17 protein-coding genes are annotated in these 19,620 nt (G+C 37.7%); 13 read left to right on the top strand and 4 right to left on the bottom strand.

What is annotated here, in order from left to right; all coding sequences use genetic code 11:
* The first annotated feature begins 207 nt into the window (after window positions 1-207).
* From porU to ZA06_RS09970, 5 genes are all read left to right on the top strand, one after another.
* The gene (gene porU / locus ZA06_RS09950) at window positions 208-4,071 is read left to right on the top strand and encodes a type IX secretion system sortase PorU (RefSeq protein ID WP_053977326.1); all 3,864 of its coding nucleotides are present in this window, start codon (window positions 208-210) and stop codon (window positions 4,069-4,071) included.
* Between the two features lie 60 nt (window positions 4,072-4,131).
* Window positions 4,132-5,382 (top strand): type IX secretion system outer membrane channel protein PorV, encoded by a 1,251-nt coding sequence (porV, locus tag ZA06_RS09955; RefSeq protein WP_053977327.1) that lies wholly within the window; start codon window positions 4,132-4,134, stop codon window positions 5,380-5,382.
* A gap of 140 nt (window positions 5,383-5,522) precedes the next feature.
* On the top strand, window positions 5,523-6,005 hold the full coding sequence (gene cdd, locus ZA06_RS09960) for a cytidine deaminase (protein WP_053977328.1): 483 nt from the start codon (window positions 5,523-5,525) through the stop codon (window positions 6,003-6,005).
* An 87-nt stretch (window positions 6,006-6,092) separates the two neighbouring features.
* Window positions 6,093-7,091: a pyruvate dehydrogenase (acetyl-transferring) E1 component subunit alpha gene (gene pdhA, locus ZA06_RS09965; RefSeq protein WP_053977329.1), complete on the top strand. Its 999-nt coding sequence runs from the start codon at window positions 6,093-6,095 to the stop codon at window positions 7,089-7,091.
* A 7-nt stretch (window positions 7,092-7,098) separates the two neighbouring features.
* The gene (locus tag ZA06_RS09970) at window positions 7,099-8,721 is read left to right on the top strand and encodes a pyruvate dehydrogenase complex dihydrolipoamide acetyltransferase (RefSeq protein WP_053977330.1); all 1,623 of its coding nucleotides are present in this window, start codon (window positions 7,099-7,101) and stop codon (window positions 8,719-8,721) included.
* 80 nt (window positions 8,722-8,801) lie between these two features.
* Here ZA06_RS09970 and ZA06_RS09975 read toward each other — a convergent pair whose 3' ends face one another.
* Window positions 8,802-9,278 (bottom strand): cupin domain-containing protein, encoded by a 477-nt coding sequence (locus ZA06_RS09975; protein ID WP_053977331.1) that lies wholly within the window; start codon window positions 9,276-9,278, stop codon window positions 8,802-8,804.
* 65 nt (window positions 9,279-9,343) lie between these two features.
* Window positions 9,344-9,739, bottom strand: a complete 396-nt coding sequence (locus ZA06_RS09980) for a DUF4242 domain-containing protein (protein WP_082332000.1) — start codon at window positions 9,737-9,739, stop codon at window positions 9,344-9,346.
* 242 nt (window positions 9,740-9,981) lie between these two features.
* Here ZA06_RS09980 and ZA06_RS09985 point away from each other — a divergent pair, with 242 nt between their 5' ends.
* Genes ZA06_RS09985 through ZA06_RS10010 form a run of 6 tightly spaced genes read left to right on the top strand, consistent with a single transcriptional unit; the run spans window position 9,982 to window position 15,485 of the window.
* On the top strand, window positions 9,982-10,914 hold the full coding sequence (locus ZA06_RS09985; protein ID WP_053977533.1) for a M28 family metallopeptidase: 933 nt from the start codon (window positions 9,982-9,984) through the stop codon (window positions 10,912-10,914).
* 3 nt (window positions 10,915-10,917) lie between these two features.
* Entirely contained in the window at window positions 10,918-11,601 is a 684-nt protein-coding gene (locus ZA06_RS09990) for an SDR family NAD(P)-dependent oxidoreductase (protein ID WP_053977332.1), read from the top strand.
* Window positions 11,602-11,604: 3 nt separating this feature from the next.
* Complete coding sequence (locus ZA06_RS09995; RefSeq protein WP_053977333.1) at window positions 11,605-12,246, top strand: HAD family hydrolase; 642 nt, start codon at window positions 11,605-11,607, stop codon at window positions 12,244-12,246.
* 23 nt (window positions 12,247-12,269) lie between these two features.
* On the top strand, window positions 12,270-12,866 hold the full coding sequence (locus tag ZA06_RS10000; RefSeq protein ID WP_053977334.1) for a SprT-like domain-containing protein: 597 nt from the start codon (window positions 12,270-12,272) through the stop codon (window positions 12,864-12,866).
* Window positions 12,867-12,915: 49 nt separating this feature from the next.
* A complete protein-coding gene (locus ZA06_RS10005) occupies window positions 12,916-13,995 on the top strand; it encodes a mannose-1-phosphate guanylyltransferase (protein WP_053977335.1) in 1,080 nt (359 codons plus the stop codon).
* A 2-nt stretch (window positions 13,996-13,997) separates the two neighbouring features.
* Window positions 13,998-15,485, top strand: coding sequence for a DUF389 domain-containing protein (locus tag ZA06_RS10010; RefSeq protein WP_053977336.1), 1,488 nt, complete (start codon window positions 13,998-14,000; stop codon window positions 15,483-15,485).
* Between the two features lie 16 nt (window positions 15,486-15,501).
* Here ZA06_RS10010 and ZA06_RS10015 read toward each other — a convergent pair whose 3' ends face one another.
* Together ZA06_RS10015 and ZA06_RS10020 are read right to left on the bottom strand one after the other, a co-directional pair.
* A complete protein-coding gene (locus ZA06_RS10015) occupies window positions 15,502-16,269 on the bottom strand; it encodes an ABC transporter ATP-binding protein (protein WP_053977337.1) in 768 nt (255 codons plus the stop codon).
* Window positions 16,269-17,006: an MlaE family ABC transporter permease gene (locus ZA06_RS10020; RefSeq protein ID WP_053977338.1), complete on the bottom strand. Its 738-nt coding sequence runs from the start codon at window positions 17,004-17,006 to the stop codon at window positions 16,269-16,271. The genes ZA06_RS10015 and ZA06_RS10020 overlap by 1 nt, the downstream gene beginning before the upstream one ends.
* Window positions 17,007-17,127: 121 nt before the next feature.
* Here ZA06_RS10020 and pafA point away from each other — a divergent pair, with 121 nt between their 5' ends.
* Window positions 17,128-18,816 (top strand): alkaline phosphatase PafA, encoded by a 1,689-nt coding sequence (pafA, locus tag ZA06_RS10025; protein WP_053977339.1) that lies wholly within the window; start codon window positions 17,128-17,130, stop codon window positions 18,814-18,816.
* Window positions 18,809-19,615 carry a DNA/RNA non-specific endonuclease gene (locus ZA06_RS10030; protein ID WP_053977340.1) on the top strand — a complete coding sequence of 269 codons (807 nt, stop codon included), beginning with the start codon at window positions 18,809-18,811 and terminating at the stop codon, window positions 19,613-19,615. Before pafA ends, ZA06_RS10030 begins: the two co-directional genes overlap by 8 nt.
* Window positions 19,616-19,620: the final 5 nt, after the last annotated feature.

Consider the following 19,620-nt stretch of genomic DNA (forward strand, 5'->3'; position numbering starts at 1 on the left):
ATTAACGGCAAATTAACAACCTTTTTTTTAAAAATTTACCGATAAAAACTGTATTTCATCCTTTTTTTTGAGCATTACATCGGATTTTTTGCGGTTTATCGATGTATTTTGTCTTTAAATAACGGTAGGTCAATTTAATTATTGTTGTAATTTTGAGGAAAAATTTAGGGACTTATACTATATATGTTATCCACTCGTTAACTGATTATGAAAAAAACTATACACATTCTTGTTCTTTTAATATCATTTGTGGGGTTTTCCCAACAACAGCAATTCCAAATTGAATGGAATGGATCGAAAGTTCTGGAAACTTCTATTTCAAAAATAACGTTGCCTAGTTTTAATGATTCTAATTATGTATATGATGCCGAAAGAGGGCTTGTGTTTGTGTCGGCATTGGAAAATGTGTCTAGGATTGATGAGAGTTCAGTTCGTTTAACCAATATTAGTTACAGCACCATATCTAAAGCTGACTTAAAGGATTTACCATTAAATACTATTCCTTCGGAATCGAAAGTTAAAGCTTTCAACACAAACGCTCGTGGTGTGTTGGGTGTTCAATTTGAGGTAAGTCCTATTGTCGAAGACCAAGGCATCTATAAAAAAATCAACAATTTCACCGTAGAGTATAATTTAAGTAGCTCTGCCTATAGGAATGGACTTAGTACAATGGATGTTCCTGAAATTGTGAATTCCGTTCTTGCAAATGGAGACTGGTATAAATTTTATGTTGACAAAACCGGAGTGTTCAAATTATCCAAGAGTTTTCTGAATGAATTGGGGGCTAATACCAATGTTGATCCTAGAACTATTAAAATATATGGAAACGGAGGAGCGATGTTACCAATGGTGAACAATATAGAGTATCCTTTTGATTTAACCGAAAATGCAATACAGTTTGTTGGAGAAGAAGATGGGGTGTTTGATAATGGAGACTATATATTAATGTATGCCGAAGGTCCAACCGGATACAATGAAGAAAGTACTACAAATATCAATGCATATACTGATAAGGCTAATTATTATGTCAATATAAGTAGTGGAGAGGGTAAAAGGATCCAAACACTATCTCAACCAGAAGCAGAAGCAGAATTAATTATTGACACTTTTCAGGATTATCAATTTCACGAAGTAGATGATTACAATTTGGCCAAAATTGGTAGACGTTGGTTCGGTGATCGTTTTGGAATAGAAAATCAAAAGGAGTTTACCTTTAGTTTTCCAAATCTAGTGACTTCGGAGCAGGCTAAGGTAAGAGTATATACTGCTGCGGTATCTGAAGTTCAAACATCCATGGCGGTAAAACTGAATGGGAATGCATTAACCAATTTTAATTATGCGGCCATTAATAGTCCTAATTACGCAAGTGGTGGTAACTATGATGGAAATGTTTCGTTGAGTTCTTCTGAATTGGTATTCGAGTTAACATACAATAATAATGGTAATCCTTCATCCTACGGTTATCTTGATTTTATTTCGGTGGAAGCAACAAGGGAATTAAGATTTGAAGGAGCGCAATTACGTTTCAAAAACACTAGTGTGTCTAATGTTGGCGGCGTTGTTGAGTATCAATTGTCAAACAGTACTGCTGTTTCTCAAGTTTGGGATATCACTAATAAATATGAAGTTGCAAGTGTGGAAAACGAAACAAATAGTTCGGAGTTTAGTTTTAAGGCTCAAGCCGGAACTTCCCGAACCTATTTGGCCGTAACACCCTCAGACTATTACCAACCTTTAAGAGAAAGCAATACCTCTGTTGCCAATCAAAACATTAAGGGAACTATTTTAAAGAATAGCCAAGGAGAATTTGAAGATGTAGATTATGTCATTGTTGCTCCTAATGTTTTTGCGTCGCAGGCTGAGCGTTTGGCCCAAATTAACAGAGATCAATATGGTCTGGTTGTAAAAGTGGTGACTTTAAATGAGCTTTATACAGAATTCAGTTCAGGAAATCAAGACATCAGTGCCATCCGAAATTTAATGCGCTATGTATACAACAATGCCAGTACTCCAGAGAATAGAGTAAAATACCTATGTTTGTTTGGAGATGGTTCCTATGATTACAAGGATCGATTATCAGGAAATACCAATATAGTGCCGCCATGGTTGTCTTACAATAGTTTTAGTTTAACCTCTTCATTTGTTTCTGATGATTTTTATGGGATGATGGACTCTAACGAAGGAAATATGACAGCTTCCAATTTATTGGATATTGCCGTGGGAAGGATCTTGGCAGAAACTCCGCAACGCGCAACCGAGATGGTAGACAAGATCGAATCTTATCATAAATCAAGTTCCTTTGGAAATTGGAGAAATAATTTTGTACTTATTGCAGATGATGTTGACGAAGGCTGGGAAAGGGTTCTTCAAGAAACTTCCAATTCCATTGGAGATGTAACTACAACAGAACATCCTTCAATAAATGTGGTGAAAATCTTTTGCGATGCCTATCAGCAGGAAGCTTCTGCAGGAGGGAAAACTTATCCACAGGCTGAGGAGGCCATTATCAATGCTATCGAAGCAGGTGCGTTGGTAGTGAATTATTTTGGCCATGGAGGAGAAGATGGTTGGGCACATGAGCGGATTTTTTCCAAAATTGATTCTCAAGAGTTGCAAAATACCTGTAAATATGGTTGTTTTGTGACGGTTACTTGTGAATATACTAAGTTTGATGATCCCCAGAGACCTACTGCGGGAGAATATACTTATTGGAATACTCAAGGAGGAGCTATTGCTTTGGTTACTACAACCCGACAAATTGCTGTCACTTCTGGAGTGGATTTTAATAACGCTTTGGGCGAATACCTTTTTGAATTTGGAGATAATCAACATGTCTCCATCGCAGAGGCATTGAGAAAAACTAAAAATTCAACCTCTGTTTCTAAAAATATCCAAAAATATTTGGTGTTCTGCATAGGGGATCCAGCTTTAAAATTAGCAATGCCACGACCAGATATTCGGTTGACAAAAATAAACGATGTTCCTGTTGGAGGAGAAACCGATGTGTTGCAGGCTTTGGGTAAGGTGAAACTTTCAGGTGAAGTTGTGGACGAGCTAGGGAATGCAATGACTAATTATAACGGAGTGTTGACGGCTACTGTTTTTGACAAAAATATCCAAAGACAGACCTTGGGTAATGATGGAACCTCAGATAGCAATGGGGTTATCAAAATGGATTTTGAGACTTTGGGAGAAATCCTTTTTAAGGGCCAGGCAACCGTGACAAATGGTCAATTTAATTTTGAATTTGTGGTTCCTAGGGATATTGGTATTCCAGTAGGAAATGGAAAAGTAAGTTTCTATGCTAAAACTGAAAATCCTTTACAGGATCAGGCTGGAGCGAGTTTTGATATTCAGGTAGGAGGCATCAATGAAAATGCGGAGGAAGATAATATAGGTCCAGTCATCAATTTGTATATGAACGATACCAATTTTGTGTCGGGAGGGATTACCAATGAATCGCCTACATTTTTGGCGAAGCTGCAGGATGATAATGGAATTAACACTGCTAGTGGTATAGGTCATGATATAGTAGCTATTATTGATGGAGACGAAACCAATCCAATTGTGTTAAATGATTATTACACAGCCAATATTGACGACTATCAAAATGGGGAAGTTTCTTATCCGTTTCGTAACTTAGAGGCTGGTTTACACACTTTAACACTAAAAGCTTGGGATGTCTATAATAATTCGGCGACTTCAGAGTTACAGTTTGTGGTGCATGATAAGGACCAAGAATTAGTGATTAAGAACGTGTTGAATTATCCAAACCCATTTGTGGATTATACCGAATTTTGGTTCAACCACAATAGTTCTGATAATTTGGACGTTTCTATACAAATATTTACCGTTTCGGGTAAATTAGTAAGAACCATTAATGGTCAAACCAATGCCGATGGGGGATGTTGTAATGAAGGGGCTTCATCATTATCAAGAAGTATCACTTGGGATGGAAGGGATGATTTTGGAGAAAAAATAGGAAAAGGCGTGTATGTCTATAAACTAAAAGTAAGATCAACCTTGTTAAATAAGCAGGTTGAGAAAATCCAAAAGCTTGTGATACTCTAATAAACATTTATATTTGCGAGTGCTTGTTAGCACCAATACAGAAGAATTTTAATTAATAACATGAAAAAATACTTTTTAATACTTATCACATTAACGTCTTTCAATATTTCAAGAGCTCAAGAAAATACAGTGGTGCTTCCTAACCCTAACGATTCAAGAGTTATCACGACAGGAGTTCCTTTTTTGTTGATTGCTTCAGACGCTCGTGCAGGTTCCTTAGGAGATATGGGAGTGGCGACTGGAGTTGATACCTATTCTCAACAATGGAATCCTTCTAAATATGCATTTTCAGAAACTAAATCAGGTTTTGGAGTTAGTTATACACCGTATTTGAGTAAGTTGGTAAATGACATCTTTTTAGGTAACATTACTTATTTCAATAGAATTAATGAAAGTAGTGCCTTTGCGGCCAGTTTTAAATATTTCAGCTTGGGTGAGATTGAATTGGTTCAGGACGAATTTTCTCAGGCCTTAATTGAAAAGCCAAACGAATTGACTTTGGATGTGTCCTACTCACTTAGATTGGCAGATCAATTCTCAATGGCGGTTGCCATGCGTTATTTGCGTTCCGATTTAAGAATAAGCGCTGTAGATCCAGATGCAAGCGCTGCTGGTTCCATAGGAGTTGATATTGCTGGGTACTATCAATCTGAGGAAATGGCTTATAATGATTTTAATGGTCGTTGGCGAGGTGGTTTTGCTATTCAAAATATTGGGCCTACTATTAAGTATGATGATGGAGGCCAAGAAAACTTTATTCCAACAACCTTACGTTTGGGAGGAGGTTTCGATTTTATTTTCGATAATTATAACACTTTGTCTATCACTGGGGAGGTTACAAAGTTGTTGGTGCCTACACCTCCAATTTTGGGAACTGAATATGAATATGAAGATGTAAATGGTGATGGTAGATATGATGCTGATGAGGACATTTTAGGAGAAGCGATTTCAGCTTCAAATGGTTTGATATATTCAGGAAAGGATGACAATGTTAGTTTCTTTAAAGGGATGTTCCAATCGTTTGGAGATGCCCCGGGAGGTTTCAAAGAAGAAATGCAGGAAATAACTTGGGCCCTTGGTGCCGAGTACCGTTATCAAGAAGCCTTTGCTTTTAGAGCTGGATATTTCCACGAAAGTGAAGTTAAGGGAGCGAGACAGTTTTTTGCACTTGGTGCAGGGTTTAAATATTCTATGGTAAACATAGATATGTCTTACCTGTTCTCGGCATCTAAAGTGCAAAGTCCATTGGAAGGAACCTTGCGTTTCTCATTATCCTTTAATTTTGGAGATGGCGAGTATATGGAATATTAAAGATTTTCCATTCATTATAATAAAAAGCACTATTCTTTGGAATGGTGCTTTTTTTGTTTGCTCTGCTCATAATTCATTATTGTAATGTATGAAATCAATTTGTGGGGATATTTTTTTACCTTTAAAAGATAACTTACTATATGAAAGAGGTTAAAATTGAGTCCGTTTTTCAAGTGTATGAAACTATTTTGGAAACACCTGAAGAAGTCCAAGAGCTTATGGAAAGAGCTGTAGAGGCGAGGCAAAAGGCTTATGCTCCTTATTCGCAGTTTCATGTTGGTGTGGCACTTTTTTTGGACAACAACCAGGTAGTTACAGGAAGTAACCAGGAAAATGCCTCGTATCCCTCTGGGCTTTGTGCCGAAAGAACCGCTATTTATTATGCTGGTGCCCAATACCCAAACGCTAAGATTTTAAAAATGGCCATTACGGCCGCTTCACAGTTAAAACCAACTTTAAGTCCCATACCTCCTTGTGGTGCTTGTAGACAAGCCATTTCTGAGTATGAAATCCGTCAGAAAACACCTATTGAAATGTACTTTATGGGAGAAAGTGGAAAAGTGGTAAGATCTCACTCGTTATCAAATCTCTTGCCTTTGATATTTGATAAATCCCAGCTATAACGTTTTCGGTAAATTTTTATGAAATACGGTTTTTCATTAATAACTAATGTAGTATTTTTGTTATTCCGTTTATTAAATTAACGCCAAATGCAAAAAATAACAAAAGAAGTTTACCTGAAATGGTATGAGGACATGTTGTTCTGGAGAAAGTTTGAAGATAAGCTTGCTGCAGTATATATTCAACAAAAAGTAAGAGGATTTCTTCACTTATACAATGGTCAAGAAGCAATTTTGGCAGGAGCTTTACACGCTATGGACCTGTCTAAGGATAAAATGATCACTGCTTATCGTAACCACGTACAGCCTATCGGGATGGGAGAAGATCCTAGACGTGTCATGGCTGAGTTGTATGGTAAAGCTACAGGGACCTCGAAAGGTCTTGGAGGTTCTATGCACATTTTCTCTAAAGAGTTCGGTTTTTATGGAGGTCACGGTATTGTAGGAGGACAAATTCCATTAGGAGCTGGTATGGCTTTTGGTGACAAGTACAAAGGAAGCGATGCGGTAACCATTTGCTGTTTTGGTGATGGTGCAGCACGTCAAGGTTCTTTGCACGAAACCTTTAACTTGGCAATGCTATGGAAATTACCGGTAGTATTTGTTTGTGAAAACAATGGATATGCTATGGGAACTTCGGTTGAGCGTACTGCAAACCATACAGATGTTTGGAAGTTAGGATTAGGGTATGAAATGCCTTCTGGTCCAGTAGACGGAATGAACCCGGTTAAAGTTGCCGAAGCTTTCGATGAGGCTATCCAAAGAGCACGTCGAGGTGAAGGACCAACTTTCTTGGAGTTGAAAACTTACCGTTATAGAGGACACTCTATGAGTGATGCTCAGCATTATAGAACTAAGGAAGAAGTAGAAGAGTACAAGAAAATAGACCCTATTACTCAGGTTAAGGATATCATCTTGGAAAACAAATATGCTTCAGAAGCTGATATCAAGAAAATTGACAAACGCGTTAAGGATTTGGTTACAGAGTGTGAGAAATTTGCAGAAGAATCTCCATTCCCGGAACTTAACGTAATGTATGATGCGGTTTATGAACAAGAAGATTATCCATTTATACAAACTAAACTATAAGTAAGTTATGGCAGAAGTAATAAACATGCCGCGTTTGAGCGATACAATGGAAGAAGGGACTGTAGCTTCCTGGTTGAAAAATGTAGGTGATAAAGTTTCAGAAGGAGATATCCTAGCAGAAATTGAAACCGACAAAGCAACTATGGAGTTCGAGTCCTTCCACGAAGGAACTTTACTATATATTGGAGTTAAAGAAGGAGAAACTACAAAAGTAGATGAGCTTTTGGCGATTATAGGTGATGAAGGTGAAGATATTTCTGGATTGATTAGTGGAGGAGGAAGTGCAGCAACTGCACCTGCTGAAAAGGCAGAAACTCCTGCGCCGGCCAAAACTGAAGCTCCAAGTGCAAGTGCTGCTATTCCTGAAGGTGTAACTGTGGTAACTATGCCACGTTTGAGTGACACTATGGAAGAAGGAACTGTAGCTTCTTGGTTGAAAAAAGTTGGAGATGTTGTTGAAGAAGGTGATATCTTGGCGGAAATTGAAACCGACAAGGCTACCATGGAATTTGAATCATTCCAATCTGGAACTTTATTGTATGTTGGTTTGCAAGAGGGAGAATCTGCAAAGGTAGATTCTTTATTGGCGATTATTGGCCCTGCTGGAACCGATGTATCTGGATTAGCAGCTAATTTCTCCGCAGGAGGAACTACTGCGGCTCCTCAAGCTGAAGCAGCAAAAGCGGAAGCGCCAGTTGTTGCTGCTGAAGTTGCAAAAGAGGCCCCGCAAGCCGTTGCCACCACAACTTCTAATGGAAGATTGTTTGTATCTCCATTAGCTAAAAAAATGGCAGAAGAAAAAGGTGTTGATTTATCTCAAGTGAAAGGTTCTGGAGAAAGTGGACGTATTATTAAACGCGATATTGAAAACTTTACACCTGCCGCTGCCGTACAAAAACCAGCAGCAGCACCAACAGCTGCAGCGCCTGTTGTTACAGTACAAGGACAAGAACAATTTGATGAGAAACCAAATTCTCAAATGCGTAAGGTGATTGCTAAGCGTTTGGCGGAATCTAAGTTTTCGGCGCCACATTACTATTTGAATGTGGAGTTTGATATGGAAAATGCCATTGCCTTCCGTAAGCAAGTTAACGACCTTCCAGATACCAAAATTTCGTTTAACGATATGGTTGTGAAAGCTTGTGCTATGGCACTTAAACAACATCCTCAAGTAAACTCTCAATGGTTTGCTGACAAAATGCGATTGAACCACCATGTACATATTGGTGTGGCTGTTGCTGTGGAAGATGGTTTAGTAGTACCAGTGTTGAAGTTTGCAAACGAATTGAATTTGTCTCAAATTGGAACTGCAGTTAAAGACTATGCAGGAAGAGCTAGAAACAAAAAATTGACACCTCAAGAAATGGAGGGGAGTACGTTTACAGTTTCTAACTTAGGTATGTTTGGAATTGAAAGTTTTACTTCAATTATCAACCAACCAAACTCTGCAATTCTTTCTGTAGGTGCCATTGTTGAAAAACCAGTGGTGAAAAATGGACAAATTGTTGTTGGGCATACCATGAAGTTATGTTTAGCTTGTGACCATAGAACCGTTGATGGTGCAACAGGAGCACAGTTCTTACAAACTTTAAAGACTTATATTGAAAACCCTGTGGCAATGTTTATCTAAAACAGTTGCCTGTTAAATACTAAAAAAGCCATTACAACTGTAATGGCTTTTTAATTTTAGATGCTTTCGACCTTTCAAAGTTACTTTTCTATTGGAACGGCATTAAATGGTGAGACCATAGCAATAAAAAGAACACAAGGCCCTTTATAAAGGCATTTGGCCTTATGCGGTTTGCCTGCAGGTCCATAGGCATAGGTTCCGGATTTTAAGAGCGTTGTTGGCTCGTTTTCATAAGTGACTTCCATTTCCCCAGAAATCAATATCATTCGCTCGGGCGAATTATGGGTATGTGTAATGACTTCGGTGTTGGGTTCAACTTTAAAAAAGAAATCCAAATTAGGCTCAGTAATATCTCCATGTAAAATGGTGAATGAACAACCCGGAAAAAAATCTGGTGCAGGGTTCCATTTAAGGTCATTGTCATTGATGGTCTTGGCAATAGACATTTCATTGCTCATTCCATCTCCCTTTTGGGAATAACTTTGTGTTCCGTACAATAAAAGAAGCGTCCCAAAAAATAAGATCTTCCAGTTGTACTTGTTGGTGTTGATGTACATAATATTGAGTAATTGATTACAATTTTAATTGTAGGAACGAAGTTCGGGAGATAATACAGGCGACATTACTGTTTGGCAGCGGCGGTAGAAGGGTCGATAATCACCTTGACAGGTGCAACAGAATTGGCTGGAAATCCTCCTTTTTGGGCATGTTCTCTAACAAGTTCTTCACTTTTGGCCATGTATACACAATATACTTTGTCTCCAGTTACATAGCTGTGAAGCCATTTAATGTCAGACCCCATACTGTCAAGCACGCCACAGGAAGTTTTGGAGATGGCCTGTAATTCTTCGGTTGTTAAATTTCCAGCGCCAGGAATGTTCCTTTCTATAACGTACATGTTTAGACCTTTGTCATTGGCCAATTCATTGTTCAATAGTTCCACAGATTTCTCTTGTCCTAAGGCATTAAAAGAAGCTGTGATGATCATTAAAATTAATAAAGATTTTAAAGTTTTCATAATAATAAAGATTAAAGGTTAATAAATGAGTTGGTTATAAGTGGTTGGCACTTATAGGTATACTAAAATTATTTAGAAAGATTCCAATCTATTTGTAATTTTAATTCAAAGACTATGACGTATAGTTCATTTGTTTTTCTAAAGGGGATGGCATAAGTAACATTTTGTATAAACTTTATGATTTTAGGATGTTTTATGGGGACAAGAGATTTGTTATTTTTACATCTTTAATGAAATTCTCTATGAAAAAAATCTATATCGTACTACTTGTTGTCCTACTATTCAATTTTAAAAATTTTGACAGAACATCTGCTACAACAGAGGAAGAGATAAAGGAAATGGTTTCTTTTTTGGCTTCTGATGACTTAAAAGGCAGAAATACTGGAACTCTTGAAATCTCGGAGGCGGCTAAATACATTGAAGATAAATTTAAAAGTTATGGCATCAAACCTTATTTTGAGGGATATCAAGATGAATTTCCAATAGACAGTTTAAAAGGTTTTAATGTGGTTGGGGTTTTGGAAGGAAATGATCCAAAATTGAAAGATGAATATGTCATTTTGGGAGCACATTATGATCATATAGGTTACGGTAAAAAGGTTGAGCAGGATTCTATTGCCAATGGGGCCAACGATAACGCTTCGGGATCGGCCGCTGTTTTAGCAATGGCCAAGCATTTTGCAAGCGAAAAGACCAATAAACGTAGTATCATGTTTGTTTTATTTTCCGCGGAAGAGATGGGGCTTTTAGGGTCTGGACATTTAGCGAAAAAATTAAAGGAGGAAAATTTCAACCTTTACACCATGCTTAATTTTGAAATGATTGGTGTGCCTTTCACAGGTAGGGATTATGACGTGTTTGTAACGGGGTATGATTTATCCAATGTAGCCGAAAAATTAAATAACTACAATGGAAGCAAGTTTGTTGGGTTTTCTGAAATTGCTAAAAAGTACGGTTTATTTAGGGCTTCCGATAATTATCCTTTCTACCAAGAATTTAAATTGCCATGTCACACCTTGTCAAGTTGTGATTTAACCAACTATAATTTTTATCACAAAGTAGGGGATGAGGCCCAGCTGATGGATTATAAATATATGGCTAGCATTATCAATAAAATGATGCCGGTTATTGAAACCGTATGTAATACGCCTAGTCAGGAAATAAAAATGAATTAAGAAATGACAAAGAATATTATCATCACTGGGACTAGCAGAGGGATAGGGTTTGAAATGGTGCAAATTTTGTCCAGCCAAGGACATAACGTTTTGGCACTTTCAAGAAATCAAACTCCCATCTCCAACCTTAATCTCGCAAATGTGTCTGCTATGCCGTTCGATCTAGGCGATATGGAGGCCTATGAAAGGGTGAAAGATTTTATTGAGAAAGAGTGGGGGCAGGTAGATATTCTTGTCAATAATGCTGGGACTCTATTGAATAAACCTTTTAGTGAAACATCCTTTTCAGATTTTGAACAGGTATACAGAACGAATGTTTTTGGTGTTTCCGAAATGACAAGAACGGTATTGCCTTTTATGAAAAAAGATAGTCATGTGGTGACCATTAGTTCTATGGGAGGGGTTCAGGGCAGTATGAAATTTCCTGGTTTGGCAGCCTATAGTTCCAGTAAGGGAGCGGTCATTACTCTAACCGAATTGCTGGCAGAGGAATATAAAGAAACCGGTCCTTCTTTCAATGTATTGGCTCTGGGAGCTGTGCAAACAGGAATGTTGGAAGAAGCTTTTCCTGGCTATCAAGCACCTACAACGGCCGAGGAAATGGCAAATTATATAGCGGAATTCGCCTTAAATGGACATAAATATTACAATGGCAAATTATTGCAGGTATCCAATTCAACTCCATAACAAATGAAAAAGTACAAATGTGTCATTTTTGATTGTGATGGGGTTTTGGTAGATAGCGAACCCTTGAGCAATCAAGTGCTGGCAGACATGACCAATGAGTTGGGTGGGAATATTGATTTGGAGTATGCCTTGACCCATTTTAAGGGCAGGTCTATGCAAATGTGTTATGATAAAATTGCGAAATTGGTGCCGCAACCACTTCCCGATAATTTTAAGGACATGTATAGGGAGCGCAGTTTTGAGTTGTTCAAAAGCTCACTTAAACCTATAGAAGGTGTTTCCCAATTGTTGGCGAAATTGAATGTGCCCTTCGGCGTAGCCTCAAGTGGCACTGAGGAGAAAATAAAACATAATTTGGCATTAACAGGATTGTCCCCATATTTTGAAAAAAACATTTTTAGTTGCTACGAAATCCAAAAATGGAAACCAGATCCCGGTGTGTTTTTATGGGCAGCCAAATCCATGGGGTACCACCCAGAGGAATGTGTTGTTATAGAGGATTCATTTTTGGGAGCTACCGCAGCAAAATCAGGTGGTTTTGATGTCTTTGGCTTTGTGGCGCATGACTATAATAACGAATTGCCAGCCATTGCCACCCGCACGTTTGGGCATATGGATGAATTGGGAGATTGGTTAGTTAATTAGGAGAATTCCTGTATTTTTGAAAGATGCAAAAGACCCTTCAAAATTTTATTCCAGAAGCTGCCGTTGCTTATGTTGTTGAGCTTTTAAACCACGATCATTTATCGGTTAAAATAAAATCGGAGCGTAAAACCAGACATGGTGATTATAGAAGTTTACCTAATGGGAAACACCAAATTACAGTAAATTCAAACTTAAATTCTTACAGATTTTTAATCACATTGGTTCATGAAATTGCTCATTTTGAAGCTTACAGAAATTATGGGAGAGCTATCAAACCACATGGGAAGGAGTGGAAATATACCTTTCAGCATTTAATGTTGCCATTATTGCATCCTGCAATATTTCCAAATGAATTGTTGCCGCTTTTGGCGAAACATTTTAAAAATCCCAAGGCCAGTAGCGATACCGATGTTAACTTAGCGTTAGCTTTAAAGCAATTTGATGAAGCCAACAATAAAACTTATATTTTTGAAGTTCCTTTTGGAAGTCAGTTTAAACTTTACAACGGAAGGGTTTTCAAAATGGGGAAAAGACGTACGAAGCGTTATGAATGTTTGGAGTTGAGTACGGGAAAACTATATTTGTTCAACCCCAATGCAGAAGTGGAAGTATTGGCTTAAGATAGAATCAATCAACAAAAAGAATTAAGAGAAGAGACAAAAAACATTTATGAATAAAAATTATTATGCCATTTTAATGGCAGGAGGCGTAGGATCCAGATTTTGGCCAGTAAGCACAGAAAGTTATCCAAAGCAGTTTCACGATATGTTGGGAACCGGGGAAACCTTGATTCAAAAAACATTTGAACGTTTGGCAAGACTGATTCCTAAAGACCATATTTTTATTCTTACCAATGAACGTTACAACGATTTGGTTTTGGAGCAATTGCCAGAGGTATCCCAAAACCAAGTGGTTCTTGAGCCCGAAATGCGAAATACAGCACCTTGTATTTTGTATGCCTCTTTAAAAATTCAAAAGGAAAACCCAGATGCGGTTATGATTGTCGCTCCAAGTGATCATTGGATTGAAGATGAACAGGCGTTTATAGATAATGTTCAGCAGACTTTTGATTACTGTGCCCAACATGATGCATTAATGACCTTGGGAATTCAACCAACCTTTCCTAACACTGGGTACGGTTATATTGAATTTGATAAAGATTCTGAAACTCCTATAAAACATGTAAGTCAGTTTCGGGAAAAACCAGATTATGAAACCGCAAAACAATTTTTGGCTCAAGGTAACTTTTTATGGAATGCCGGGATTTTTATTTGGAGTGTAAAAAGCGTTGTAAAGGCATTTCAGAATAACCAAGAAGATTTGTTTGCTCTATTTCAAACAGGAATGGAGGCTTATAACACTGATCTGGAAAAAGACTTTATTGCAGAAAATTACAAAAGGGCAGAGAACATTTCAGTGGATTACGCCATTATGGAAAAGAGCGAAAATGTCTATGTATTGCCAGCAACTTTCGATTGGAATGATTTAGGAACTTGGGGAAGTCTATATGATAAATTGGAGAAGGATAGCAATGCCAATGCCATAGTCAATGCACAAACCCTATTGGAAGATGCTTCTGGCAATATGATTAGAAGTAAAAAGGATAAAATTGTCGTAGTAGAAGGCCTAAATGATTATATTATTGTTGACAAAGACGAAGTTTTACTTATCTTTCCTAAGTCAAAAGAACAAGATATAAAGCAAGTCCTCCAAACGGTGAAGGCCAAGTTTGGGGAAAATTACGGGTAAGTATGACCGAAAATAAATTCAATTTTTCTGAAGAAGAGGAGCAGAAAAAGCAGGCTTTGGAAGATCAAAAAAAGGACCAAGCAGTCGAAGAATCTAAACAAGCCTTAAAGGAAGACGCCAAAGGTCTTTTAAAAAGTAGCAAAACTTTTTTAAGTGAATTATTGGATTTCAGGGAAGACACCGATCGTGACGCTACCATTGAATCCATAAAGAATGATATTCCCTTCCAAGGAGCTACTGCTTGGATTTTAATCTGTTCTATATTCGTTGCCTCCATAGGATTGAATGCCGACTCGACAGCTGTGGTTATTGGAGCGATGTTAATTTCGCCTCTTATGGGACCTATTCTGGGGGTGGGGTTGTCCATTGGAATCAATGATATTGATACTCTGAGAAAATCATTGATCAATTTGGCGACTATGATTGTTTTGAGTTTGCTAACGGCATTTATGTTTTTTTACATATTTCCTTTAAGCGAAGATAATTCGGAACTATTAGGGCGTGTGAAGCCTGATATTAGAGACGTGCTTATTGCATTTTTTGGTGGTTTGGCATTAATAATTGCCAAAACAAAGAAAGGAACCATAGCTTCCGTAATTTTTGGAGTGGCAATTGCTACGGCGTTGATGCCGCCACTTTGTACGGCGGGTTACGGTTTGGCGAAAGGGAACATCACTTACTTCCTTGGAGCGATGTATCTCTTTACTATCAATACTATTTTTATTGCTTTAGCAACATTTTTAGTAGTGAAAGTGTTACGTTTTCCTATGCTGAAATACGCCAATTCCCAAAAGAGAAAATTGATAGCAAGAGCAGCTTCCATTTTGGCAATTATTGTAATGGTACCTGCTATTTGGACCTTTATTTTGGTGTTGAATGAAAGTAACTGGGAACGTGATGTGAATAATTTTTTGAAGAAAGAAATTGTGTCGCCTTTGCCACATCCAGACTACATGCGGAAAAATGCGAGCCCAGAATATAATGGAGGAAAAAACTCGATTATTGAATTGAATTCATTTGGTTTGGATGATATTCCTGAAGAGAATATAGCGGTATTAGAAGATAGAATGAGTACATACAAACATCTAAAAAATACGACTCTCTTCGTAAATCAAAATAAGTCCAAAAACCTAGACAATTTGAAGTATATGGAGCAAATCCGTTATCGTGATTCCATTGATTTAATGTCGCAGGGAGAACGTATTGTATTTTTGGAAGGGGAGTTGAAAAAACTCAATAAACTTGAGAAGAATTTGATTCCTTTTGAAGAGTTGACCAAAGAGGTTAAAATCAACTATGAGGATGTGGATAGAATTTCCTATTCCAATGTTATTACATCCAATTTTAAGAAGATTGATACCCTATCTGTGTTCACGGTAGATTGGAATGACAAGTTGAAGGAGAAAGACATTCCTGAGCGTCAAAAACGTTTGGAAGAATGGTTGAAAGTGAAATACAATTTAGATAGTTTGGTCGTAAAACAGGAGTAAGGAGTAGCGAAAGCTACTAACTGTTTTCGTCCTGATACATTTTACGTACCTTTTTAAACAGTTCGGAAGAGTACACAAAATCGGTTACCGCTTCATTATCCGTTTTAAAGATGGTTTTGTTAGAGCCAACCCATTCTTTATAACCATTTTTTAGGAACACAATTTTTTCGCCAATTTCCATTACCGAATTCATGTCATGCGAATTAATAACGGTTGTGATTTGGTATTCCTCGGTAATTTCTTTGATCAAGTTGTCAATAACAATAGCCGTTTTGGGATCCAGTCCAGAGTTAGGTTCATCACAAAACAAATATTTCGGACGGTTAACAATCGCTCTAGCAATAGCTACCCGTTTCTGCATCCCTCCGGAAGCCTCACTTGGCATTTTATGATGGGCGCCATCCAAATTCACGCGCTTCAAAACAAAGTCTGCTCGATCTTCCATTTCGCTTTTACTTTGTTTGGTAAACATTCGTAAAGGGAACATGACATTCTCTAGAATGGTCATGGAATCGAACAGGGCACTTCCTTGAAAAACCATCCCAATTTCGGCACGTAAATCGCGTTTTTCGTCCTCAGTCAAATTGTTGTAGACCCTTCCTTCGTAGATAATACTTCCTTTTTCATAAGGAAATAAGCCTAAGAGGCATTTTAAGAATACAGTTTTTCCCGAGCCACTTTGGCCAATGATCAAGTTGGTTTTCCCTTTTTCAAAAGTGGTACTGATACCTTTTAAAATATGGGTATCTCCAAACGATTTATGTAAGTTCTTTACTTCAATCATTAGCTCAATAACATTTGTGTGAGTAAATAGTTCAATAGGATGATTACCACACTGGTCCAAACAAATGAGGTGGTACTGGCTTTACCTACTTCCAAAGCGCCACCTTTCATATAGTAACCGTAGAAGGATGGTATGGTTGCCAATGCAAATGCAAATACAAATGTTTTGATGAAGGCGTAGGTAAGATGGAAGGGCGTAAAGTCTTGCTGCACTCCCATGATGTAATTATCTACCGATACAAAACCTCCAAAGTAACAGGCGGCCATTCCTCCTAAAATCCCTAAAAACATAGCAATGGAAATAGCGAATGGATACAATAGTAATGCGATTACTTTAGGGAACACCAAATAGTTAAGGGAGTTTACACCCATCACTTCCAAGGCATCAATTTGCTCTGTAACACGCATGGTCCCGATACTGGAAGTAATAAATGACCCTACTTTTCCAGCCATAATAATGGAAATAAAGGTAGGGGCAAATTCCAAAATCACCGATTGCCTAGTGGCAAATCCAACCAGGTATTTTGGGATCAATGGGTTGTCGATATTCAAGGCTGTTTGAATAGTTACTACTCCTCCAACGAAAAAGGAAATGAACGCAACAATTCCTAAGGAACCAATAATTAAATCGTCAATATCCTTTAAAATCAGCTGTTTCATCACAGACCATTTGGTTGGTTTGCGAAACATGTCTGCAATCATCAAAAAATATTTACCAATATTATTAAGGGCCGTCATACGAAATTTTGTTAGCGCTAAAGTAAAAAAAAGTTAGGGGTATTTAACCTTAAAATCCAATTATGATACCTAAAAAACAGTATTTTTGAGTTGCTTTGAATATTATCCTTGAGATCATTCTATGAAAAACCTTGTATGTCTGTTGGTTATATGTGCTTTTTGTTCATTTATAAGGGCTCAAAATAATACCGAAAATTCAATTTTTTCAACTCAAAATTCACAGATTTCAAAGCCTAAATTGGTAGTTGGGATTATAGTGGATCAAATGCGATATGATTATCTAACCCGTTATTATAATAAGTATGGCGAGGGTGGTTTTAAGCGGTTGATAAATGAAGGATTTAATTGTAAGAACAACCATTTCAATTACATTCCAACCAAGACGGGACCGGGGCATGCTTCTGTTTTCACAGGAACAACTCCCAAATACCATGGCATTATTGGTAATGATTGGTATGATATGAAAACTAGAGAAGAAGTTAATTGTGTTCAGGATGATAAGGTAAAGCCTTTAGGAACTAAAAGTGATGATGGGAAAAAATCGCCAAGAAGAATGTTGACTACGACATTTGCTGATGAGAATAGATTGTTCACGCAAATGAGAGGAAAAACCATTGGAATTTCAGTAAAACATAGAGGCGCCATTTTGCCGGCGGGCCATACCGCCAATGCTGCCTATTGGTTTGATTACGATCATAACGGTACAGGAAATTGGATTTCAAGTACATTCTATATGAAAGAACTACCAGAATGGGTCAATGAGTTTAATGCATCTGGTATTGCCAAATCCTATTTTAAAATTTGGGATACCGTGTACGATATTGAGACCTATACCGAAAGCGGTAGCGATGAAAATAATTTTGAAAGAATATTTGATGGTAAGAAAACTTCAACCTTTCCGTATGATTTAAAAGCTTTGAAATCTAAAAATGGAGGGTTTGAAATTATCGCCGATTCTCCATATGGTAATAGTTTAACAACAGATTTCACTTTAAAAGCTATTGATGTTGAAGCCTTGGGGAAAGATGATATCACCGATGTATTGACGGTGAGTTATTCAAGTACCGATAAGGTTGGCCATGATTTTGGAGTAAACTCCAAAGAGATTCAAGATACCTATTTACGCTTGGATTTGGAACTTGAGCGTTTACTAAATGCTTTAGATCAGAAGGTAGGGAAGGGAGAATATGTGGTGTTTTTAACTGCTGATCACGCTGCGCCAAATGTTCCAGCGTTTTTGTCTTCCAATAAAATTCCGGCAGGATTATTTGATGTCAGCAGTATGTTTGATGAGATGAATCGATTGTTGAAAGACAAGTACAGTGTTTCCAATTTAGTATTAAGTAGACTTAACAATCAATTGGTTTTGGACCGCGAAAAAATACAGGATAACAACTTGGATTTACAGGAAGTGAAAACTGTTGTAGCGAATAAATTGTTGACTTATGAACTAATCGATAAGGTCTACATCACTTCTGCTATCAACCAATTTGAAGGTCCCGAAGGGTATTTGGAAACTTTTTTGGCTAATGGTCATCACCAGAAGCGTTCTGGTGATATTTTGTTTGTATACACACCGGGGGTTTTCAAGGACTCCAAATGGAACAAAACGGGAACAGATCATGGCACAGGTTTTAATTATGATACCCATGTCCCATTGTTGTTTTTTGGAAAGGGAATTAAACATGGTGAAACACTTCAGCGAACTTGGATTACAGACATTGCGCCTACTATTTCGGCACTGCTAGGTATTAGCCTGCCCAATGCTGCTATAGGGGATCCTTTAGAATTTGTGTTGTTACATGACTAAACGTTTGGGGTTTGCTATTTTGGCACTGGGGCTAGGAGTAGGTGTCTTGTGGTGCAATGAACATTTGGAAAAGTTGGCTTTGGAAGAAGCCTTTGCTGAAGCAAGTATGCCAAAATCAGAAGCTAAACTTCGCTTACTGCCTATGAGTACAACGGGACAAGTGGTACATCATGACAGTTACTCGCTATCTTATAACGAAGAACATGAACAAGCAGAATGGGTGGCTTATGAACTTAGAAAAGACCACCTTTCGGATTTGGATTTTAAACGGCCATATTTTGAAATAGATTCAGTGGTAAAGACGGGTGCTGCGCATTGGCGTAACTATAAAAATTCGGGTTACGATCGCGGACATTTATGTCCTGCAGGGGATAGGAGGTATAGTTTGGAAGCTTATAATGAAACTTTTTTGACAAGTAATATCAGTCCACAGGATCATTATTTCAATGCAGGGGTTTGGAATAGGCTAGAGCAACAAACCAGGCGATGGGCAAAGGAGTATAATAGCGTTTTTGTAGTTACGGGAGGAGTCCTTACGGAGGATTTGGAAGTCATAGGCCAAGAGCAGGTTTCGGTGCCAAAGTACTTTTATAAAGTGATTTTGGATGATTCTAATTCGGAAGTTAAAATAATTGCATTTTTAATTCCTGCTAAAGAGAGTAGTGAGCACTTGAATAACTTTGTGGTCTCTGTAGATTCCTTGGAACAAATAACGGGTATTGATTTCTTTCCTGAATTGGAAGATAATTTGGAGAATACTTTAGAAGCTTCTGAAGAGTATAGTGATTGGGAGTTTTAGACTGG

The organism is Mangrovimonas xylaniphaga (assembly GCF_001280435.1).
GTDB lineage: Bacteria > Bacteroidota > Bacteroidia > Flavobacteriales > Flavobacteriaceae > Mangrovimonas_A > Mangrovimonas_A xylaniphaga.

Coding starts and splice junctions, on each gene's coding strand:
- ZA06_RS10020 (WP_053977338.1), bottom strand. CDS start 17,006: ATGACGGCCCTTAATAATATTGGTAAATATTTTTTGATGATTGCAGAC.
- pafA (WP_053977339.1), top strand. CDS start 17,128: ATGAAAAACCTTGTATGTCTGTTGGTTATATGTGCTTTTTGTTCATTT.
- ZA06_RS10000 (WP_053977334.1), top strand. CDS start 12,270: ATGCAAAAGACCCTTCAAAATTTTATTCCAGAAGCTGCCGTTGCTTAT.
- ZA06_RS10010 (WP_053977336.1), top strand. CDS start 13,998: ATGACCGAAAATAAATTCAATTTTTCTGAAGAAGAGGAGCAGAAAAAG.
- porV (WP_053977327.1), top strand. CDS start 4,132: ATGAAAAAATACTTTTTAATACTTATCACATTAACGTCTTTCAATATT.
- ZA06_RS09975 (WP_053977331.1), bottom strand. CDS start 9,278: ATGTACATCAACACCAACAAGTACAACTGGAAGATCTTATTTTTTGGG.
- pdhA (WP_053977329.1), top strand. CDS start 6,093: ATGCAAAAAATAACAAAAGAAGTTTACCTGAAATGGTATGAGGACATG.
- ZA06_RS09970 (WP_053977330.1), top strand. CDS start 7,099: ATGGCAGAAGTAATAAACATGCCGCGTTTGAGCGATACAATGGAAGAA.
- cdd (WP_053977328.1), top strand. CDS start 5,523: ATGAAAGAGGTTAAAATTGAGTCCGTTTTTCAAGTGTATGAAACTATT.
- ZA06_RS09995 (WP_053977333.1), top strand. CDS start 11,605: ATGAAAAAGTACAAATGTGTCATTTTTGATTGTGATGGGGTTTTGGTA.
- ZA06_RS09985 (WP_053977533.1), top strand. CDS start 9,982: ATGAAAAAAATCTATATCGTACTACTTGTTGTCCTACTATTCAATTTT.
- porU (WP_053977326.1), top strand. CDS start 208: ATGAAAAAAACTATACACATTCTTGTTCTTTTAATATCATTTGTGGGG.
- ZA06_RS10015 (WP_053977337.1), bottom strand. CDS start 16,269: ATGATTGAAGTAAAGAACTTACATAAATCGTTTGGAGATACCCATATT.
- ZA06_RS09980 (WP_082332000.1), bottom strand. CDS start 9,739: ATGAAAACTTTAAAATCTTTATTAATTTTAATGATCATCACAGCTTCT.
- ZA06_RS10005 (WP_053977335.1), top strand. CDS start 12,916: ATGAATAAAAATTATTATGCCATTTTAATGGCAGGAGGCGTAGGATCC.
- ZA06_RS09990 (WP_053977332.1), top strand. CDS start 10,918: ATGACAAAGAATATTATCATCACTGGGACTAGCAGAGGGATAGGGTTT.
- ZA06_RS10030 (WP_053977340.1), top strand. CDS start 18,809: ATGACTAAACGTTTGGGGTTTGCTATTTTGGCACTGGGGCTAGGAGTA.